General features: G+C 55.7%; 16 protein-coding genes. 2 read left to right on the top strand and 14 right to left on the bottom strand.

The genetic code is table 11. The annotated features are described in order from the left end of the window. Positions 1 to 81: 81 nt before the first annotated feature. The 14 genes from thrP to trxA form a co-directional block, all read right to left on the bottom strand. Entirely contained in the window at positions 82 to 1,473 is a 1,392-nt protein-coding gene (gene thrP / locus ABRZ26_RS21980; RefSeq protein ID WP_319606244.1) for a bifunctional threonine/serine APC transporter ThrP, read from the bottom strand. A gap of 169 nt (positions 1,474 to 1,642) precedes the next feature. Further along, positions 1,643 to 2,383, bottom strand: a complete 741-nt coding sequence (wecG, locus tag ABRZ26_RS21975) for a lipopolysaccharide N-acetylmannosaminouronosyltransferase (protein WP_319606243.1) — start codon at positions 2,381 to 2,383, stop codon at positions 1,643 to 1,645. An 11-nt stretch (positions 2,384 to 2,394) separates the two neighbouring features. Then, positions 2,395 to 3,774 (bottom strand): ECA oligosaccharide polymerase, encoded by a 1,380-nt coding sequence (wzyE, locus tag ABRZ26_RS21970; protein WP_319606242.1) that lies wholly within the window; start codon positions 3,772 to 3,774, stop codon positions 2,395 to 2,397. Beyond that, entirely contained in the window at positions 3,771 to 4,856 is a 1,086-nt protein-coding gene (locus ABRZ26_RS21965) for a TDP-N-acetylfucosamine:lipid II N-acetylfucosaminyltransferase (protein ID WP_319606241.1), read from the bottom strand. The genes wzyE and ABRZ26_RS21965 overlap by 4 nt, the downstream gene beginning before the upstream one ends. After that, on the bottom strand, positions 4,853 to 6,103 hold the full coding sequence (gene wzxE / locus ABRZ26_RS21960; RefSeq protein WP_319606240.1) for a lipid III flippase WzxE: 1,251 nt from the start codon (positions 6,101 to 6,103) through the stop codon (positions 4,853 to 4,855). The genes ABRZ26_RS21965 and wzxE overlap by 4 nt, the downstream gene beginning before the upstream one ends. 1 nt (position 6,104) lies before the next feature. Beyond that, the gene (rffA, locus tag ABRZ26_RS21955; protein ID WP_319606239.1) at positions 6,105 to 7,235 is read right to left on the bottom strand and encodes a dTDP-4-amino-4,6-dideoxygalactose transaminase; all 1,131 of its coding nucleotides are present in this window, start codon (positions 7,233 to 7,235) and stop codon (positions 6,105 to 6,107) included. A 4-nt stretch (positions 7,236 to 7,239) separates the two neighbouring features. Beyond that, the gene (gene rffC, locus ABRZ26_RS21950; protein ID WP_413556377.1) at positions 7,240 to 7,962 is read right to left on the bottom strand and encodes a dTDP-4-amino-4,6-dideoxy-D-galactose acyltransferase; all 723 of its coding nucleotides are present in this window, start codon (positions 7,960 to 7,962) and stop codon (positions 7,240 to 7,242) included. A gap of 50 nt (positions 7,963 to 8,012) precedes the next feature. Next, positions 8,013 to 9,086 (bottom strand): dTDP-glucose 4,6-dehydratase, encoded by a 1,074-nt coding sequence (gene rffG / locus ABRZ26_RS21945; RefSeq protein WP_319606237.1) that lies wholly within the window; start codon positions 9,084 to 9,086, stop codon positions 8,013 to 8,015. Then, on the bottom strand, positions 9,077 to 10,339 hold the full coding sequence (wecC, locus tag ABRZ26_RS21940; RefSeq protein WP_319606236.1) for a UDP-N-acetyl-D-mannosamine dehydrogenase: 1,263 nt from the start codon (positions 10,337 to 10,339) through the stop codon (positions 9,077 to 9,079). Before wecC ends, rffG begins: the two co-directional genes overlap by 10 nt. Next, complete coding sequence (gene wecB / locus ABRZ26_RS21935) at positions 10,336 to 11,478, bottom strand: non-hydrolyzing UDP-N-acetylglucosamine 2-epimerase (protein ID WP_319606235.1); 1,143 nt, start codon at positions 11,476 to 11,478, stop codon at positions 10,336 to 10,338. Before wecB ends, wecC begins: the two co-directional genes overlap by 4 nt. A gap of 69 nt (positions 11,479 to 11,547) precedes the next feature. Continuing rightward, positions 11,548 to 12,594 carry an ECA polysaccharide chain length modulation protein gene (gene wzzE, locus ABRZ26_RS21930; protein WP_319606234.1) on the bottom strand — a complete coding sequence of 349 codons (1,047 nt, stop codon included), beginning with the start codon at positions 12,592 to 12,594 and terminating at the stop codon, positions 11,548 to 11,550. 30 nt (positions 12,595 to 12,624) lie between these two features. Continuing rightward, a complete protein-coding gene (gene wecA, locus ABRZ26_RS21925) occupies positions 12,625 to 13,710 on the bottom strand; it encodes a UDP-N-acetylglucosamine--undecaprenyl-phosphate N-acetylglucosaminephosphotransferase (RefSeq protein WP_319606233.1) in 1,086 nt (361 codons plus the stop codon). A gap of 300 nt (positions 13,711 to 14,010) precedes the next feature. Then, positions 14,011 to 15,270, bottom strand: a complete 1,260-nt coding sequence (gene rho, locus ABRZ26_RS21920) for a transcription termination factor Rho (RefSeq protein WP_319606232.1) — start codon at positions 15,268 to 15,270, stop codon at positions 14,011 to 14,013. Between the two features lie 408 nt (positions 15,271 to 15,678). Further along, positions 15,679 to 16,005 (bottom strand): thioredoxin TrxA, encoded by a 327-nt coding sequence (trxA, locus tag ABRZ26_RS21915; protein ID WP_319606231.1) that lies wholly within the window; start codon positions 16,003 to 16,005, stop codon positions 15,679 to 15,681. Between the two features lie 236 nt (positions 16,006 to 16,241). Here trxA and rhlB point away from each other — a divergent pair, with 236 nt between their 5' ends. Continuing rightward, positions 16,242 to 17,531, top strand: a complete 1,290-nt coding sequence (gene rhlB, locus ABRZ26_RS21910) for an ATP-dependent RNA helicase RhlB (RefSeq protein ID WP_319606230.1) — start codon at positions 16,242 to 16,244, stop codon at positions 17,529 to 17,531. Between the two features lie 6 nt (positions 17,532 to 17,537). Beyond that, on the top strand, positions 17,538 to 19,034 hold the full coding sequence (gene ppx / locus ABRZ26_RS21905; RefSeq protein ID WP_319606229.1) for an exopolyphosphatase: 1,497 nt from the start codon (positions 17,538 to 17,540) through the stop codon (positions 19,032 to 19,034). Positions 19,035 to 19,115 lie beyond the last annotated feature (81 nt).

The raw sequence follows: 19,115 nt of genomic DNA, 5'->3' as shown, positions 1-19,115 counted from the left end.
TTATCGAAATGACGCGTTTGCTTATGCTTTGCTCACTTCACGTCAAATAACGCGCAAATCCGTTCTCCCCTCCCCGTTATGCTAGGATTTCGCCCCTATCATCGCCTGTTTTTTACCCAATCCCAGGACAAAATAGCAAAGACTGACGAAAGCCAGAAACACCATACCGACAATCAGCGACATCCGGGTATCAAGGTTGATATACATCCCCACCAGCACGCACAGTAAAAACGCCATGGTCAGGTAGTTGACCCAGGGGAAAAGCACCGACTTGAACGGATGTACGGCCAGCGCGGCGCGGTGATGCTCACGAAAACGTATCTGGCTAATCAGCACCACAAACCACGGCACCATGCCGGGCAATACGCTGGCGCTATAGACGTACACGAACACCTTCTCCGGATTGGGAAGGATGTAGTTCAGCAGCGACCCCGCCATCAGGCAGAGAATCGAGATCGCGACGCCGCCCGCCGGTACGCCGCTCGCCGTGACTTTCCCCAGCCATGCCGGCAGCTGACGATTGTTCGCCAGAGAATAGAGCATGCGCCCGCAGCTATACATACCGCTGTTGCAGCCGGATAGCGCGGCGGTCAGAACGACGAAGTTAATAATCCCGGCCGCGGCGGTAATGCCAATTTTCGCGAAGGTCAGCACAAACGGACTGCCGGTGGTGCCGATTTCATTCCAGGGGAAAATCGTTACGATGACGAAGATCGCGCCCACGTAGAAAATCAGGATGCGCCACAGGATATTATTGATGGCGCGTTTCAACGTCACCTGCGGATTTTTCGCTTCCCCTGCGGTGATGCCGACCAGCTCGACGCCCTGATACGAGGCGACCACCAGACATAACGCAAACAGCAAGCCTTTCCATCCGCCGGCGAGGAAACCGCCGTGCTCCGTCAGATTGGCAAATCCCGTCGCCTGACCATGGTTGCCGAAACCAAAGAAAATCACCCCCAGCCCAACGATAATCATGGCGATGATGGTGGTGATTTTAATCATCGCGAACCAGAATTCGATTTCGCCATACAGCCGCACCGCGGCCAGATTGGCGCCCGCCACTAAAATCACCGCGGCTATCGCGGGTATCCATTGCGGCAAATCGGGAAACCAGAACTGCACATAGACGCCAATCGCCGTGATCTCGGAAATCCCGACCGCCATCCACATAAACCAATAACTCCAGGCGGTCAGGTAGCCAAAAAAGGGACTCAGATACTTATGGGCATAAACCGCGAAAGACCCGGCTACCGGCTCCGTGTACAGCATTTCGCCCATGGAGCGCATAATAAAGAAAACAAATATCCCGGCGGTAATGTAAGCCAGCAGCACCGAAGGCCCGGCCCATTTCAACGCGCTGGCGGCGCCCATAAATAACCCGACGCCGATTGTTCCGCCCAGCGCAATCAGCTCAATGTGTCTGGCCTCTAAACCCCGATGGAGTTTGGCCTGTTTTATCTCTTCTGCCATAAATCCTCTGTCCGTATATGTTGTGTTTGCTCCGGCTTTTTGCCGGTTATTATTGTTGTAAGCCATCCGGCGCCTGTTATAGGGCCAGCGTTCTTTCGTTATTTTAGCGCCCGTGAAGATACAGCAATGCGGGTTGAAATAACACCGCAGGTCCGGCGAGCGAGCGAGTCTACAAACGCCCGCCGTAGTGATAAGCCAGATATTTCAGCAGTTTAAGTTGGCGAGTAATGCGACTGGGCTGAGACAATAAACGGTAAAGCCATTCGAGACCGGCATTCTGCCAAATCAGCGGCGCGCGCTTCACATGGCCGGTAAAGACATCGTAGGTGCCGCCCACGCCCATATAGAGCGCGTCCGGGTGGCATCGGCGGCAGTCTCTCATCAGAATCTCCTGCCGCGGAGATCCCATCGCCACGGTAACGATTTGCGCGCCGCTGGCGCGGATCCGTTCAAACAGCGCATCCCGCCGCTCCGACGCGAAATAACCGTCCTGACTGCCAACGATGTTCACCTGCCATTGCGCGCGCAGTTTGGCCTCCGTCTGCGCCAGCACCTCCGGCTTGCCGCCGACCAGAAAAACCGGCGTCCCCTCCTGGCCCGCGCGCTGCATCAGCGCTTCCCATAAATCGGCGCCGGCGATTCGATTGACGCGCGCCTGCGGATATTTACGACGAATGGAACGGACGATGCTGATGCCGTCCGCGTATTTGTATTCGGCCTGCGCCAACAGGGTGTGCAGCGCCGCGTCTTTCTCGGCCGTCAACACTTTTTCGGCATTGATGGCGACCAGCGTCCCCGCGGCGACCCGCCCGCCGCTGAACAGGTAATCGACGAACTGCGCCAGATGGTGAAATCCGCAAATGGAAAAACCGCGGATCGAATAGGTGGGAATAGACTTTTTTACTTGCATGATAAATCCTGTTACAGCACGCCGCGCGTAGGGGAAGTGGGCGCGGAGGGTACGACGTCGGACTCGCTGCGTAATAAACGCTGCCTGATCAAACCGGCGCTTTCCAGCAGCCAGTACAACAGCTTCGCGATCAGCAGACACAGACCGAAAATCAGGCAGAAAAACACCACGCGGGAAACAAAGGCGTCAACGCCTTCGCGCGCCAGCACAATGATGTTGAACACCGCGCCGAAACAAAACGCTTGCAGAACGGCGGCCTTGTAGCGGTTGGGGCTGTTTTTACCCAGGTCATAAACCCAGTCGAACCATTTGATGATCAGCCCAACGCCAATCGCGCCGAGGGGAATGAACAGCACGCCGCCCATCACCACCAGCGACCCCAATAGCGTGGGGGAAATCGCCAGCCCGGAATGGTTATTCAACACTTCCCAGGTAAAATAGTTGGCGCTGTTCAACACCAGACCAGGACGCTCCGGCCACAGCCAGGAAGGAATAAACACATAGAAATCGCGCATAATCGGCGCTAATCCCTGAAATTCGATCTTGTCGTAGTTCTGCCACAACAACGCCAGATTCTCCCACGGCGAGAAGGTATCGCGGGTCAGATACAGAAAGGTGTAAAACGCCTCGTCGCCGCTGACATCCATGCCATAGCGCTTCAGCGCCAGCCAGAACATCCCCACCACGCCGACGACTCCCGCCGCCGCCAGCATCCATAGGGTGATCCAGCCGCGCACGATGCCGATAAACAGAAACAGGGCGAAGGCGATAATCACATTCGCCCGCGTGCCGCCGACGATGACGTAGGTCAGCAGGCCGAACGCCACCGTGCCGATAAGAAACAGCAGCCAGGCGCGCTGGGTTTGCCGCAGGAAATAGACCACCAGCATGGCCGGAATAAAGAAGTAGAAAAAGCGCTTCAGCGCCACGCCGGAAACGTCACGGGAAAAAATCTGGCTGTAGGCGCTCAGTTTAAACAACAAAAACCCGTTGTTGAGAAAAAAAATGCCGACGGTGGCTATCGCGATCAGCGCCAGCAGCATCCAGGTCAGATTGGCTTCCACCCGATTGACGGCGAGCAACGGCGGACGGGGGGCCGGCGCGGTTTGGCGCAGCCGGGTTTTATAACTCACATAGTAGATCGCGTAAAACGCCGTGGCGGAAAGCTGCGCCTGTAGCAAATAAGGGACGGGAACCACCTCCACGCCGAAACGAAACGCCAGCAGGCAGGTAAACGGAAAACCGAAGTAGAACGTTAATAAATAAAGCAGCGAGAACAACACGTTGAAGTTAAAACGCACGCGGCGAAACTCCCGCCAGGTCAGCGTCAGGATAAAAATCACTGAAATCAGGTAGACCACTAACAAGCCACCAAACTGTCCCAGCGTCATGTTGGTTCTCCCGCCGCCAGCGCCAGAGCCTGGCGCCAGCCTTGCAGATAGTTGGGATTAAAGAACGCGATCTGATGCTTATCAACGGCGGCCAGTTCGCGCTGCGCCTCGCGAACCAGCGCCTCATCCAGACTATCGCCATAAAACAGCACCGGCAGATGCTGTTCCGTCAGATCCTGCCAGAACGGGTTCCGGCGGCTGATAACAAAGGGAACGCCGAACTGAATCAGCAGGCACAACGTGCCGATCCCCTGCTGACGGTCAAAAATAAAGTAGCCTAAATCACAGGTGCGCAGCATGTTGAGATAGTCGCTAAACGCCAGTTGCTCTTTCAGCAGTTGAAAATTTTTCATGCCGAACAGCGCCAGTCCTTCTTTCTCTACCTGCGCAATATACTGCCCGTTATGCGCCGGATAGCCCATCGGCACAATCACCCGCACATTGGCGCCGAACTGCCGATGAATGGCGCGCAGCGCTTCCGGATGACGGTTGGTGCGATCGCCGGAATTCCCGACCAGAATGGTCATCGGCCCCGCCAGCGGCTTCTTCACGTTTTGCCCGGTTAACGCCGCATCCATCCGCGTCGGGAAGTACAGCAGCGACGTCGGCACGCGGCGATGCCGCTGTTGATAATATGCCAGATCGCCGCGCGTCGCGAACACATGCCCGACGCGGTTTTGCGCCAGGCGCCGCAGCAGATAGAACAGGCGATATTTCAGGCCGCTCGCTTCTTCATACAGATCCGCGCCCCAGATGTGCCAGTACGCCTGCGCGGGTTTGATGGCGCCGCGCAACAACGCCAGCCACAGCGTAGGGTTAAACTGCCCGTGCAGAAAGAAACGCGTGCGGCGATCGGCCCTGGCTTTGGCGATCGCCGCCTGAGCCAACGCCTTCTTATCCGCATAGATTTCGATGTTCAGGGCAGGGAAATCGGCCTGCTGCGGCGCGTCGCCGGCGACCACCATAAAATTCCGCACCTGAGCCGGGGGCAAAACGGCGGCCAGCGTATCGTTAAAGAAACGCAAAACCGTCTGGTTATGATGCGGGATATCCGATCCCAGGACATGAATCAGTGTCGTCATGTTCGCCTACGGTAAATAATGAATACGCTACAACAAAGCAAAAAATAGACCAGGTAGGTCGCCATATAAGCCTGAGCGGCCCCTAACGCGCCATTAACCGGAATCAGCCAGTGAGAAAACAGCGTGAGCAATAAAAACTGACTCACCTCGGTGAGCAGATAAAAACGCAGCGCGGCTTTGGCAATCACCAGATAGCCAAAAACGTAAGCGCCCACTTTCATCACGTCGCCCACCAGTTGCCAGACAAACAGATCGCGCATGGCGGTGAACTGGCTGGAGAACAGCAGCAAGATGGCGAAGTCGCGCAGCAGCCAGACGCAAAAGCTGACGCCGGCCACGGCGGGCAACACAAACTTCAGCGCGCGGACGATCTCCTGGGAAAGCGCTTTTTTATCCGTCAGGCGCGACAGCGTCGGCAACAGATAGACGGTGAACGACGCGGTAATAAACTGTAGATAGGCGTCTGAAATGCTGCTGACGCCCTGCCAGATGCCGACATCGTCCCAGCTGTAGTGCTCCGCCAGCAGATTACGCATCATGATATAGGCCACGGGCAGCGTGACCGCCGTCATCAGCGCCATCAGGGTAAACTTGCCAAGCCGGCCGGCGATGGCGCTATCCCAGGTTGGTTTTAACGCCTGCCAGGACAACGGCGTGCGCCGCAGCATCAATACGCCGGCCGGCAATACCGCCATCGCCGGCACCAGCGCCAACCCGGCCAGCGCGCCGGCATAGCCGCCCAGCGCAAAACAGAGCCAATAGGCGGCTAACCCCATCAGGCTGCCGATAATCAACGACAGGGCATTGCCCATCGCATCGCGGTACCCCTTCAGGATCGCCAGAAACAGGTTGGCGAAAACGCTCCCCATCTGGATAAACGCCAGCGCGCGGATAACATGACGGTATTCATCATGTCCGAACAGCGCATCGGCTATCGGCCCGGCGGCAAACACGAACACCGCCGCCAGCAGCGTGGAGAACCCCAGCACCAGCGACACCGACGTACCCAGCAGCGGCTTCAGCCGCTCCGGCTGTTGATGATATTCCGCGACATATTTGATGACGCCGTTGAAAATCCCCGCGCCGGACAATACGCCCAACACCGTGATCAACTGACGGAAATTGCCCGCCTGCCCGACTCCGCTGGGGCCGAACGCCACCGCCAGCAACTTGACGACGATCAGCCCCACGCCGATTTTTATCAGCGTGGAGCCGGCCGTCCATATTGATGCTTTCGCCAGCGACATATCAGGAAAAGAAACTCAGAATGGTATTGATTACCGTGCGCTGATTGACGTCAGGCAGGTTATAGAACAGCGGCAGGCGCACCAGACGTTCGCTTTCCTGCGTGGTATAGCGATCTTCGCCGGCAAAGCGGCCGAAATTCATGCCTGCGGGGCAGCTATGCAGCGGAATATAATGAAATACCGTCAGGATCTCGGCTTCTTTCATATAGCTGATAAACGCCGCGCGGTCTTGCGCATCGCGCAGCTTGATATAAAACATATGCGCGTTGTGAACGCAGTGCGCCGACACCGACGGCAAGACGATGCGCCCTGCATCCGCCAGCGGTTTGAAGGCCGTCAGATAGTTTTGCCACAGGCGCAGCCGCCGTTGGTTAATTTGCTTCGCCGCTTCCAGTTGCGCCCAGAGATAGGCGGCCTGAATATCCGCCATCAGATAGCTGGAGCCGATATCGCGCCAGGTGTATTTATCTACCTGACCGCGGAAGAACTGGCTGCGGTTAGTGCCCTTTTCCCGCACAATTTCCGCCCGCTCGATCAGCCCGCGCTCATTAATCAGCGTCGCGCCGCCCTCGCCGCCCGAGGTGTAATTTTTAGTTTCATGAAAGCTGAAGCAGCCGATATGGCCGATGGAGCCCAACGGACGCCCTTTGTAGCTGGACATCATGCCCTGCGCGGCGTCTTCCACCACAAACAGGTCGTACTTTTTCGCCAGCGCCATAATGGCGTCCATTTCGCAGGCCACGCCCGCATAGTGAACCGGTACGATCACGCGGGTCTTGTCGGTAATCGCCGCTTCAATCTTCGTTTCATCGATATTCATGGTGTCCGGGCGAATATCCACAAACACGATTTTGGCGCCGCGCAGCACAAACGCATTGGCGGTGGAGACGAAGGTATAGCTCGGCATGATGACTTCGTCGCCGGGTTTGATATCCAGCAAGATCGCCGCCATTTCCAGCGAAGCGGTGCAGGATGGCGTCAATAACACTTTGACGCTGCCGGAATAGTGTTCCAGCCACTGCTGGCAGCGGCGGGTAAAACCGCCGTCGCCGCACAGTTTGCCGCTGCTCATGGCGGCCTGCATATAATCGAGTTCAGTACCCACGATGGGCGGCGCATTAAACGGAATCATGTGATCACCTGTATAACCAATAGGCCGTGCGCTCAACTTTGGCACCGCGACGAAGATAAAGACGGAGAGCCGCCACATTGCCTGTCTGTGTCGCGACCCATAAACGTTGCACGCCTTGCTGCCGGCACCACATTTCCGCCGCCGACATCAATTGCGCGCCGATGCCGCGGGCCGCGACGCCCGGCCAGACGGCCAGCAGCCCGATGCGAGCCTGCGCCGCGTCCAACCGCCGCAGCGTCACCCACCCTTGCGGCTGTCCGGACGCATTTTCAACCAACAGGCATTGATGATCAAAAACGCCGTGTACGGCGTTTTCCACCCACTGGGCATAAAAACGTCCGCTGTCCGCGGGCTGATACCACGGCGAACGAAAGCGACTGAGCGTGAAAACCTGGGCAGCGACCGCGCGCAACGCCGGAATATCGGCGCTGTCCGCAATACGCAGGTAGGGAAGAGGATCCGGCCGCGGCGCATCGTCCAGCGACAGGCAGAGATCGACCTCGCCTTCGACCAGACGAAAACCGAAATCCGCCAGCGCATCGGCCAACGGCATATTATCCGCCGCGATTTTCGCCTGCGTCAGCGCAAAGCGATCCAGTCGCTCCAACGTCAGGCGCGGCGCATCGGCGGAAAAAGTCAGCTTGCCGCTGGTCAGGTTGAAAAAGCGGCTTTCCCAACTTAATGGTTCGATACTGGCGTGGATACGCGCCGCAGGGCGTGTTCCCATCGAAAGCCTCGTCTCTGTCATCGTCGCCACGCTCGCCCGTACGGATAATGTTAGTCGGTCAGGCCTAAACGTTCGCCGGTATAAGATCCATCCTGGACGCTGCGCCACCATTTTTCATTATTCAGATACCAGCTCACGGTTTTTTTCATACCGCTTTCGAAGGTTTCTTCCGGACGCCAGCCAAGCTCGCGCTCAATTTTTCCGGCGTCGATGGCGTAACGCATATCATGACCGGGACGGTCTTTGACATAGGTGATTAAATCGCGGTAGCGCTGCACGCCGGCCGGCTTATTCGGCGCCAGCTCTTCCAGCAAATCACAGATCGTCTGCACCACTTCGATGTTCTTACGCTCGTTATGACCGCCGATGTTGTAGGTTTCCCCAATGACGCCTTCCGTCACCACTTTATACAGCGCGCGCGCATGATCTTCGACGAACAGCCAATCACGAATCTGCGCGCCGTCGCCATAGACCGGCAACGGTTTACCGGCGACGGCATTCAGGATCACCAGCGGGATCAGTTTCTCCGGGAAATGATAGGGGCCGTAGTTATTGGAGCAGTTGGTAATGATCGTCGGCAAGCCATAGGTGCGCAGCCAGGCGCGAACCAGGTGGTCGCTCGACGCTTTAGACGCCGAATACGGGCTGCTGGGGGCGTAAGGCGTGGTTTCGGTGAACAGATCCTCAGTACCGTGCAGATCGCCGAAGACTTCATCGGTGGAAATATGATGAAAACGGAACGCCGCTTTTTCGGCGCTATCCAGGCTTTGCCAGTAATGGCGCGCGGCTTCCAGCAGCGTATAAGTCCCGACGATGTTGGTTTCGATGAACGCCGCCGGACCGTCGATTGAACGGTCGACGTGGCTTTCCGCCGCTAGATGCATCACCATGGCTGGCTGGTACGCCGCAAACACCTTGTCCAACGCCGCGCGATCGCAAATATCAACCTGTTCAAACGCGAAACGGGCGCTGTCCGCAACCGGCGCCAGCGAGGATAAGTTGCCGGCATAGGTGAGTTTATCCACCACGACGACGCTGTTTGGCGTCTCGGTAATAATATGCCTGACTAACGCCGAACCAATAAACCCGGCTCCACCAGTGATTAATATACGTTTCAACGCCATACTCCTTTTGTATCAACAACCCAGTTTTGTTTGACATCGTCGGGATCAACGGCTTTAAACTGACGGTGGTCAACCAGCATCACCAGCACGTCGGCGTCCTGCAATGCCGTGGCCAAATCCACCAACGTTACCCGCCCCGTCAGCGCGGCCGGCAGTTGCCTGACATTCGGCTCCACCGCCAGCGTCGTGCCGGCATTCCATTGCGCGATCATTTCCGTAATGGCGACGGCCGGACTTTCGCGCAAATCGTCAATGTCCGGCTTAAACGCCAGGCCGAAGCAGGCGACCGTCACGTCGCTGGCGCGTTTATCCGTTTGCGCCAGATAATCCGCGACCGCCGTTTTCACCCGATCGACAACCCATAGCGGTTTGCCGTCGTTTACCAGCCTGGCCGTATGAATCAGCCGCGCCTGCTGCGGATTCTGCGCAACGATAAACCAGGGGTCGACCGCGATGCAGTGTCCGCCGACGCCAGGGCCGGGTTGGAGAATATTGACGCGCGGATGCCGGTTTGCCAATCGGACAAGCTCCCATACGTTAATATTTTGTTCCGCGCAGATCAGCGACAGTTCATTGGCGAAGGCGATGTTGACGTCACGAAAGCTGTTTTCCGTCAGCTTGCACATTTCGGCGGTACGCGCGTTAGTAACCACACACTCACCTTCAAGAAAGAGGTTGTACAGCTCGCTTGCGCGCGCCGAGCATGTCGGCGTCATCCCGCCGATCACCCGATCGTTTTTAATCAGTTCAACCACGACCTTCCCGGGCAATACCCGCTCCGGGCAGTACGCGATATGGATATCGGCGGCGTCGCCCGCCTGCTGGGGAAAGGTTAAATCCGTCCGCGCCTCAGCCAGCCACTGCGCCATTTGCTCGGTTGAACCGACGGGCGAAGTGGATTCGAGAATAACCAGATCGCCCCGCTTGAGCACCGGCGCAATGGACTCCGCCGCCGCCTGAACATAGCTCATGTCCGGCTCATGGTCGCCCTTGAAGGGCGTGGGAACCGCGATCAAAAACGCATCCGCCGGCACCGGCTTGCTCTTCGCCTGTAAATGGCCGTTTTCAACCGCGACTTTGACCAGCGTATCCAGATCCGGCTCGACAATGTGAATCTCGCCCCGATTGATGGTCTCCACCGTCTGCTTATTTACATCGATGCCGATCACGTTCTTTTTACGCGAAGCAAAGGCGGCGGCCGTCGGTAAACCGATATAACCCAGCCCGATAACCGAAATTGTGTCGAAACTCATGGTGTCACCTGATGGTTCTTTTGATAATTCTTGATTGCCTTAACGATATTTTGGCAGGCCTGGCCGTCGCCATACGGGTTATGCGCCCGGCTCATGCTCTGGTATTCCTCTTCATCCATCAGGAGTTGCGATACGCTATCAACGATTTTCGCCACATCGGTACCCACCAGCCTGACCGTACCCGCCTCCACCGCCTCGGGGCGTTCGGTGGTATCGCGCATAACCAGTACCGGCTTGCCCAATGACGGCGCTTCCTCCTGAATGCCCCCCGAATCCGTCAGGATCATATACGAACGATTCATCAGATAAACAAAGGGCAGGTAGTCCTGCGGCGCGATAAGCACCACGTTATCAATACCGCTCAGAATGCGGTTTACCGGCTCGCTGACGTTCGGATTAAGATGGACGGGATAAACGATCTGCACTTCCGGGTGACGCCGGGCGATATCCGCCAGCGCGCCGCAGATGCGCTCGAAACCGCCGCCAAAACTTTCGCGCCGATGCCCGGTAACCAGAATCAGTTTTTTGCTGGCATCCAGAAAGGCATACTTTTCATCCAGGCTGCGGCGCAACGCCTCATCGCTGACGATGCGATCCCTCACCCAGAACAGCGCATCGATCACCGTGTTCCCGGTGACGAAAATCTGCCGATCCGACAGGTGTTCACTCAGCAGGTTCCGGCGGGAATTCTCCGTCGGCGCGAAATGAAACATCGCCAGATGGCCGGTCAGCTTACGGTTGGCCTCTTCCGGCCAGGGAGAATACAGATTGCCGGTACGCAGTCCGGCTTCAACATGCCCGACCGGAATGCGTTGGTAAAACGCGGCCAGACTGGCCGTCAATGTGGTGGTGGTATCGCCATGCACCAGCACCAAATCCGGCTTGAACTCCGCCATGACGGGCTCAAGACCTCTCAGGATCCGGCTGGATATCTCGCTGAGCGACTGGCCTGGCTGCATGATGTTCAAGTCATAGTCAGGGGTAATATCGAATAAACGCAACACCTGATCGAGCATTTCCCGATGCTGGGCCGTCACGCAAATTCTTGATTCAAAGGCTTCATCCTGAGCCAGAACACGGACCAGCGGCGCCATCTTAATGGCCTCCGGACGGGTGCCGAAAACAGTCAACACTTTCACAGCGAATCTCTTTAATCAAGTTGGACGCAGACTGACTTACTGCGCATCGGACGCTGACCCGCGCACGGATCAGCGTGGACGACGAACCAAAGCAACACCCGCCCCCACTAACGCGCCGATAGCGCCCCACATCACCATCAGGAATGCCCGGCGCGGACTATCGCGTCTGACCGGCTCCTCCGGCGTACGCAAATAACGGTAGGTCTGGAAATTGGCGTCGAGTGTTGGTCCTACATCCAGGGTGGCCAGCATGGCGCGATTCTGATCGTAATCGATATCATAGTGTGGGCCGCTGGACTGCAATGACTCCAGGCGCGCCTGAAGCATCGGTCTTCCCAGCAAAAACATTTCGGATGCCGGCAGCTCATCCGCCGGCGTATCCGTTTGACTACGGCCGATACCCTGTTGCTGCGCAATTTTCAGCGCCAGTTCGACGCTGCGGATTTCACGTTCATAAATGGCTTTCGCCACCGCTTCCTGACGCTTAATCTGCGATTTTATGAAAATGGTTCTGGCCGCCCATGCGCCGTTAATCTCTTCATTAAGATGGCTGGCGGCGCGCCGGCTGGCGAATTCAACATACTGGCGCAGCAACCTATTGGCATCCGCCGACGTTTCCGCCACCAGTTTTACGCCGTCATTGGTCTTCTTGGCGTCATCATGCGGCGTAAACTGAATATTGCTCGCCAGTTCATCCAGCAGGGCGGAGTCCGCTTTGGCGTCCCCTTCCTGACGCTGTTTATAATAATCGCTCTGCAACCAGAAATCGCGGCGGGTATCGTAGGCCGCCAACTGCATGATGAACTCATCATAAGCCACCGAAGAGATGGCCGGCAGCTCCGGCTGCGGAGCCGAAAAGGATTTGGCGTCCAGATTGCGCAGGAACTGCTGCTGCGAATAGTATCCGCCCAACATGTTGACCGTCGGCCTATCGGTAATCGCCGTCGCGCTCCATTCCTGCTTCGCCAGATAAGAATAGAGTAGCGCAATAACGCTAAACAAGCAGGCAATAGACAGGATCCAGACCTTGCCGCGCCATAGCGTGCGAAACAAACCGCGGACATCCAGCTCATTGTCGACTGACGCATTACCGGTGGATAGGTTCTCTGATTTCATTACTTCCCCAACGTTATTTGGTCAAGACCGCTACTTTTTCTCATCGGCGCGTATGCGTCGCTTGATGCGTTTGATAAAACGCGCCACTCGCCACGCGCGCTTCAGGCAGTAGCCATACAGCAAGAAGACGAGCAAGAACAATGCCAACATAGCCCATTCCGGCACAAATGAGAGATATTCCCCCAGCACGCCGAACGCGGCCAGCAACGCCGCCGCCAGCGTAATAAGAACAAAAGCCTGCCGGGAAGTAAAACCCGCGCGCATCATTAAATGGTGAATATGCTGGCGATCGGGTGAAAACGGACTCAGCCCTTTACGCAGACGACGATACATGATCGCAATCATATCAATCAGAGGAATAGCGATAACCCACAGCGCCGTGACCGGGTTGATCGGATGCTGAGGTCCCTGCGTGGTTTGAATCAGGATCCAGATCGCGGTGAAGCCGATCATGGTGCTGCCCGCATCCCCCATAAAAACTTTATAACGTTTGCCGAAAACGCCGAGGTTAAGCAGGATATAAGGAATAACGGCGGCGATCATGGCAAAGCACCATAGCGCCAGATTGGCATGCCCGCTCAGATACAGCAGGACGCCCATCGCGCCAAAGGAAACGCAGGACAATCCGCCCAGCAGTCCGTCAATGCCGTCGACCATGTTGAATGCGTTGATCGCGGCCCAGACGGCGAACAGCGTCACCAGATAACCAAACGGCCCCAACTGCATCTGCCACGGCCCCAAAATATGCCCGAAACTTTGTAACGTCAGACCGGCGAACGCCATCATGATAATGGCGACGCAGGCCTGCACGACGGCGCGGATTTTCACGCTGATATCAAAGCGGTCATCCAGCGCGCCGACGAACACCAGCACGCCGGCGCAAAACAGATAAAGCCGAAAATTGGGGATATATTGATCGGTTAACAGGAAAGTAAAGCAAATCCCGGCGTACACCGAGATACCGCCAACCAGAGGAATCAGTCCGTGATGCCGTTTGCGATAGTTGGGGCGATCAACAAGCCCGACGATCCTCGCCACCTGACGAGCAACAAACAGGAAGCCCAGAGAAAACAGAAAAATAATTAATAATTCAGTACTCATCGTGAGTAAATTCACCGTTCACAGCTTCTTGGCCTGGCTGAGGCTGCTTAATATATGTCCGGTCTACGCCTTAATCCTGTCCGCCGCATTGGCAGGCGCCCGCTCGCCGTCGAGACGTCGGTTACTCCCGGCCATCAGTCGGGCATAGATCAAAAAACGCTATTTATACGATTAGCGCGTCGGCTAATCATTTTATTCCCATTACCCTTCAATGTGCAGCAGAGTAACGGCCGCATTGAAATCCAGCGGGCTGATAAAATTGCACATAAAAAAACGCCACGACCCAGCGTGGCGTTCCCCGAGTTCATCCGTGATTTATGAACGCTTCATCATATCGAAGAATTCATCGTTGGTTTTGGTCATCGCCAACTTGTTAATCAGGAACTCCATCGCGTCAATCTCGCCCATCGGGTGGATAATTTTACGCAAGATCCACATCTTCTGTAGTTCTTCAGAGGTGGTGAGCAATTCTTCTTTACGCGTACCGGAGCGGTTGTAGTCGATCGCCGGGAATACGCGTTTTTCAGCAATTTTACGTGCGAGGTGCAGCTCCATGTTACCGGTGCCTTTGAACTCTTCGTAAATCACTTCGTCCATCTTGGAGCCGGTATCAACCAACGCCGTTGCAATGATAGTCAAACTGCCGCCTTCTTCAACGTTACGCGCCGCGCCGAAGAAACGTTTGGGACGATGCAGGGCATTGGCGTCCACACCACCCGTCAGCACTTTACCGGATGACGGGACGACGGTGTTATAGGCGCGAGCCAAACGTGTGATGGAGTCCAGCAGAATGATGACGTCTTTCTTATGCTCGACCAGGCGCTTCGCCTTTTCAATCACCATCTCGGCGACCTGAACATGGCGGGAAGCCGGCTCATCAAAGGTAGACGCGACCACTTCGCCTTTAACCAGACGCTGCATCTCGGTCACTTCTTCAGGACGTTCGTCAATCAGCAGCACCATCAGCACACAGTCGGGATGATTATAGGCGATGCTCTGGGCGATGTTCTGCAACAGCATGGTTTTACCCGCTTTCGGCGGCGCCACGATCAGACCACGCTGACCACGGCCGATCGGCGAGGCCAGATCCAGTACGCGCGCGGTTAAATCTTCCGTTGAACCATTACCGCGCTCCATACGCAGGCGGGAGTTCGCATGCAATGGCGTCAGGTTTTCAAACAGGATTTTGCTGCGGGCGTTCTCGGGTTTGTCGTAGTTGACTTCGTTGACTTTCAACAGGGCGAAATAGCGTTCGCCTTCCTTCGGGGGACGAATTTTCCCCGCGATGGTGTCACCGGTACGAAGGTTGAAGCGGCGGATTTGGCTGGGAGAAACGTAGATATCATCGGGACCGGCGAGGTAGGAACTGTCTGCTGAACGGAGGAAACCAAATCCATCCTGCAATATTTCCAGCACGCCATCGCCGAAAATGTCTTCGCCGCTTTTCGCATGCTGCTTCAGGATAGCGAAAATAATATCCTGTTTGCGCATGCGGGCCAGGTTTTCCAGCCCCATATTTTCGCCAAGAGTAATTAACTCAGATACTGGCGTATTCTTTAATTCGGTAAGATTCATAATGGTGGGTTCTTAAACTCGGGGTAAATCTCGAACTATTAACGTGAATGGTATGGCAGGGTCATCCATGCCTCTATAACAACCTCCAATCACCGAGTGCTCGTTTTGTCTCACACTTAAGACGTGCGGACTCTGCACAAAACGATAGCAAGGGATCGAAAGCACATAAAACCAATTATTTTAAAACTATTAGATTGCCCAAACCAGATGACGAACATTTTTATAAATCAATGACTTTCCGATTTTGACACAGAGTAATGCTTTAGACTCTAACTTTCAGGCTTAAGCTTAAAGGCTTAAACATAGGTAAGTACGATATGCAGTGATGAAGAATCTAGCACGCTTCCTGACGGGCGGCAAGCAGTGAATATGAGAATTACTCGTTGCCCGCTTGCCGCCCTCAGAAATTTACAGGTTGGCGGTCAGGAACTCTTTCAGTTGACCTTTCGACAGGGCGCCCACTTTGGTCGCCGCGACTTCGCCGTTTTTGAACAACAACAGCGTAGGAATGCCGCGAATGCCGTATTTCGGCGCGGTGGCCGGGTTTTCATCGATATTGAGTTTGGCGACGGTCAGCTTACCGGCGAACTCTTCAGCAATTTCATCCAGAATAGGAGCGATCATTTTACAGGGACCACACCACTCAGCCCAGAAATCAACCAGGGTTACGCCCTCAGCTTGCAATACTTCCGTATCGAAACTGCCGTCAGTCAGGTGAATAATTTTATCGCTCATGTTTTACTCCACAGGATTATGTCTATACCCAATAGGTCGCAAGGTTCAAGGGGATGGCGGCCAAGCGCTTACTGAAGTCAAGCGACCGGGGTAAGAGAAGGCGGCCAACACGCCCGCCACTTGAAAGATGAAGGGCATATCTACCTCGTTGGTGTAGATTAACCAACAACAAGGTTGACTTTATTTCACTGGATACGCTTTCGTAAAGTAATAGTTAGCTGATATTCTACCACACTATGAGCAAAACACACTTAACTGAACAGAAGTTTTCCGACTTCGCCCTGCACCCGCAGGTTATCGAAGCCCTTGAAAGCAAAGGGTTTCATAACTGTACGCCGATTCAGGCGTTAACGTTGCCACTGGCTTTGTCAGGACGTGATGTAGCGGGTCAGGCGCAAACCGGTACTGGCAAGACGCTGGCGTTTCTCGCGTCTACTTTCCATTATTTGCTTTCGCACCCGGCCGGCGCGGAGCGTCAGATCAATCAACCGCGCGCGCTAATCATGGCGCCGACGCGTGAATTAGCCGTGCAAATTCACTCTGATGCAGAAGCGCTTTCCCGTCTGACCGGCTTAAAACTCGGTCTCGCCTATGGCGGCGACGGCTATGACAAACAGCTTAAAGTGCTGGAAAGCGGCGTTGATATTCTGGTTGGCACCACGGGCCGCCTGATCGACTACGCCAAGCAAAACCATATTAATCTGGGCGCGATCCAGGTTGTGGTGCTGGATGAAGCCGATCGCATGTACGATCTCGGTTTTATCAAAGATATTCGCTGGCTGTTCCGCCGCATGCCGCCGGTAACGCAGCGCCTGAATATGCTGTTCTCCGCGACGCTTTCCTACCGCGTGCGCGAACTCGCCTTTGAACAAATGAACAATGCGGAATACGTTGAGGTCGAACCGGAACAAAAGACCGGCCACCGTATTAAAGAAGAGCTGTTCTATCCCTCCAATGAAGAAAAAATGCGTTTGTTGCAGACCCTGCTTGAGGAAGAGTGGCCGGATCGCTGCATTATTTTCGCCAATACCAAACACCGCTGTGAAGATATCTGGGGACATTTGGCCGCCGATGGCCATCGCGTCGGGCTGTTGACCGGCGACGTGGCGCAGAAAAAGCGTCTGCGCATTCTGGATGATTTCACCCACGGCAATCTGGATATTCTGGTGGCGACCGATGTCGCGGCGCGCGGCCTGCATATCCCGTCCGTCACGCACGTATTCAACTACGACCTGCCGGATGATTGCGAAGATTATGTTCACCGTATCGGTCGTACCGGCCGCGCGGGCGAAAGCGGTTTCTCCATCAGCCTCGCCTGCGAAGAATATGCGCTGAATCTGCCGGCGATCGAAACCTATATTGGTCATGGTATTCCGGTCAGTAAATACAACAGCGATGCCCTGCTTAACGATTTACCGGCGCCGAAACGTTTAACGCGCCCGCCGCGTTCCAATAACGGCACGCGCAGAAACAACGCGCCGCGTCGTAACGGGCCGCCGCGCACTAATCGCAAACGGCAGGGTTAATCGCGCATGTTTAGTTCTTCTTCACTCTATGCTGCCATCGATCTCGGATCCAACAGCTTTCATATGCTGGTGGTGCGGGAAACCGCCGGCAGCATTCAGACGCTGGCGAAAATAAAGCGCAAAGTCCGCCTTGCCGCCGGACTGGATCAGCACAATCGCTTATCGCCGGAAGCGATGCAGCGCGGCTGGCAGTGCCTGCAACTTTTTGCCGAACGGTTGCAGGACATCCCGCGGGACCAGGTGCGGGTCGTCGCCACCGCGACCTTAAGACTCGCCACCAATGCCGACGAATTTCTGCAACAGGCCAGTCAGATACTGGGACTACCGGTTCAGGTTATCAGCGGTGAAGAAGAAGCCAGATTGATCTATCAGGGCGTCGCCCATACCACCGGCGGACCGGAAAAGCGTCTGGTGGTCGATATCGGCGGGGGCAGCACCGAACTGGCGACCGGCGTCGGCGCGCAGGCTACCCGGCTTTTCAGTTTACCGATGGGGTGCGTAACCTGGCTGGAGCGCTACTTCAGCGATCGTAATCTGGCTGCCGAAAATTTCGAACGCGCCGAACAGGCCGCCCGCGACATGGTGCGCTCGGTGGCGAACGACTTGCGTCAACAGGGATGGCGGATCTGCGTCGGCGCTTCCGGCACCGTGCAGGCATTGCAGGAAATCATGGTCGCCCAGGGAATGGATGAATATATCACCCTGGAGAAACTTCAGCAGTTAAAACGGCATGCCATCCAGTGCGGTAAACTGGAAGAACTTGAAATCGAAGGGCTCACCCTGGAGCGCGCGTTGGTTTTCCCCAGCGGGCTCGCCATTCTGCTGGCGATTTTTCAAGAGCTCGATATCAAAACCATGACGCTGGCCGGCGGCGCGCTGCGCGAAGGTTTGGTGTACGGCATGCTGCATTTGCCGGTTGAACAGGATATTCGTCACCGCACGCTGCACAATTTACAGCGCCGCTACCTGTTGGATATCGAACAGGCGAAGCGGGTAAGCTCGCTGGCCGATAATTTTCTACAGCAGGTCGCCCGGCGCTGGCAGTTGGATAATCGATGTCGTGAGCTTCTGCACCACGCCTGTCAGGTTCATGAAATTGGACTGAGTATCGATTTTCGTCAATCACCGCAACATGCCGCCTACCTGATCCGCAATAGCGACCTTCCCGGATTTACCCCCGCTCAAAAGAAACTATTGGCGACGTTGCTGCAAAACCAGAGCAATACGGTCGATTTGGCGTCGTTAAACCAGCAAAACGCGCTGCCGGCGATACAGGCTCAGCGTTTATGCCGCTTACTGCGTCTGGCGATTATTTTTGCCAGCCGTCGTCGTGACGACACCCTGCCTGAGGTGCGTTTGCAAGCCGAAGGAGAGACCTTAAACGTTATTCTGCCCGTCGGCTGGCTGGCGCGGCATCCGCTAAGGGCGGAAAATCTGGAACTGGAAAGCCGCTGGCAAAGCTATGTTCACTGGCCATTAATCCTCAAAGAAAACACGCTGTAATCTTTTTCGGGCGACGCCCTCGGCCGCCCGTCTTAGTTTTCTTTTCCAGCGTATCTGTCGCCGTCAAGGCGGCGGATTGAG

The organism is Brenneria sp. L4-2C (genome assembly GCF_040240335.1).
In the GTDB taxonomy this organism is placed as follows: Bacteria; Pseudomonadota; Gammaproteobacteria; order Enterobacterales; family Enterobacteriaceae; genus Brenneria.
This window is presented reverse-complemented; position numbering and strand designations above follow the sequence as displayed.

Bases quoted from the DNA above. Each gene is read 5' to 3' on its own strand.
- thrP (WP_319606244.1), bottom strand. From the start codon at position 1,473: ATGGCAGAAGAGATAAAACAGGCCAAACTCCATCGGGGTTTAGAGGCC.
- wecG (WP_319606243.1), bottom strand. From the start codon at position 2,383: ATGCAAGTAAAAAAGTCTATTCCCACCTATTCGATCCGCGGTTTTTCC.
- wzyE (WP_319606242.1), bottom strand. From the start codon at position 3,774: ATGACGCTGGGACAGTTTGGTGGCTTGTTAGTGGTCTACCTGATTTCA.
- ABRZ26_RS21965 (WP_319606241.1), bottom strand. From the start codon at position 4,856: ATGACGACACTGATTCATGTCCTGGGATCGGATATCCCGCATCATAAC.
- wzxE (WP_319606240.1), bottom strand. From the start codon at position 6,103: ATGTCGCTGGCGAAAGCATCAATATGGACGGCCGGCTCCACGCTGATA.
- rffA (WP_319606239.1), bottom strand. From the start codon at position 7,235: ATGATTCCGTTTAATGCGCCGCCCATCGTGGGTACTGAACTCGATTAT.
- rffC (WP_413556377.1), bottom strand. From the start codon at position 7,962: ATGGGAACACGCCCTGCGGCGCGTATCCACGCCAGTATCGAACCATTA.
- rffG (WP_319606237.1), bottom strand. From the start codon at position 9,086: ATGGCGTTGAAACGTATATTAATCACTGGTGGAGCCGGGTTTATTGGT.
- wecC (WP_319606236.1), bottom strand. From the start codon at position 10,339: ATGAGTTTCGACACAATTTCGGTTATCGGGCTGGGTTATATCGGTTTA.
- wzzE (WP_319606234.1), bottom strand. From the start codon at position 12,594: ATGAAATCAGAGAACCTATCCACCGGTAATGCGTCAGTCGACAATGAG.
- rho (WP_319606232.1), bottom strand. From the start codon at position 15,270: ATGAATCTTACCGAATTAAAGAATACGCCAGTATCTGAGTTAATTACT.
- trxA (WP_319606231.1), bottom strand. From the start codon at position 16,005: ATGAGCGATAAAATTATTCACCTGACTGACGGCAGTTTCGATACGGAA.
- rhlB (WP_319606230.1), top strand. From the start codon at position 16,242: ATGAGCAAAACACACTTAACTGAACAGAAGTTTTCCGACTTCGCCCTG.
- ppx (WP_319606229.1), top strand. From the start codon at position 17,538: ATGTTTAGTTCTTCTTCACTCTATGCTGCCATCGATCTCGGATCCAAC.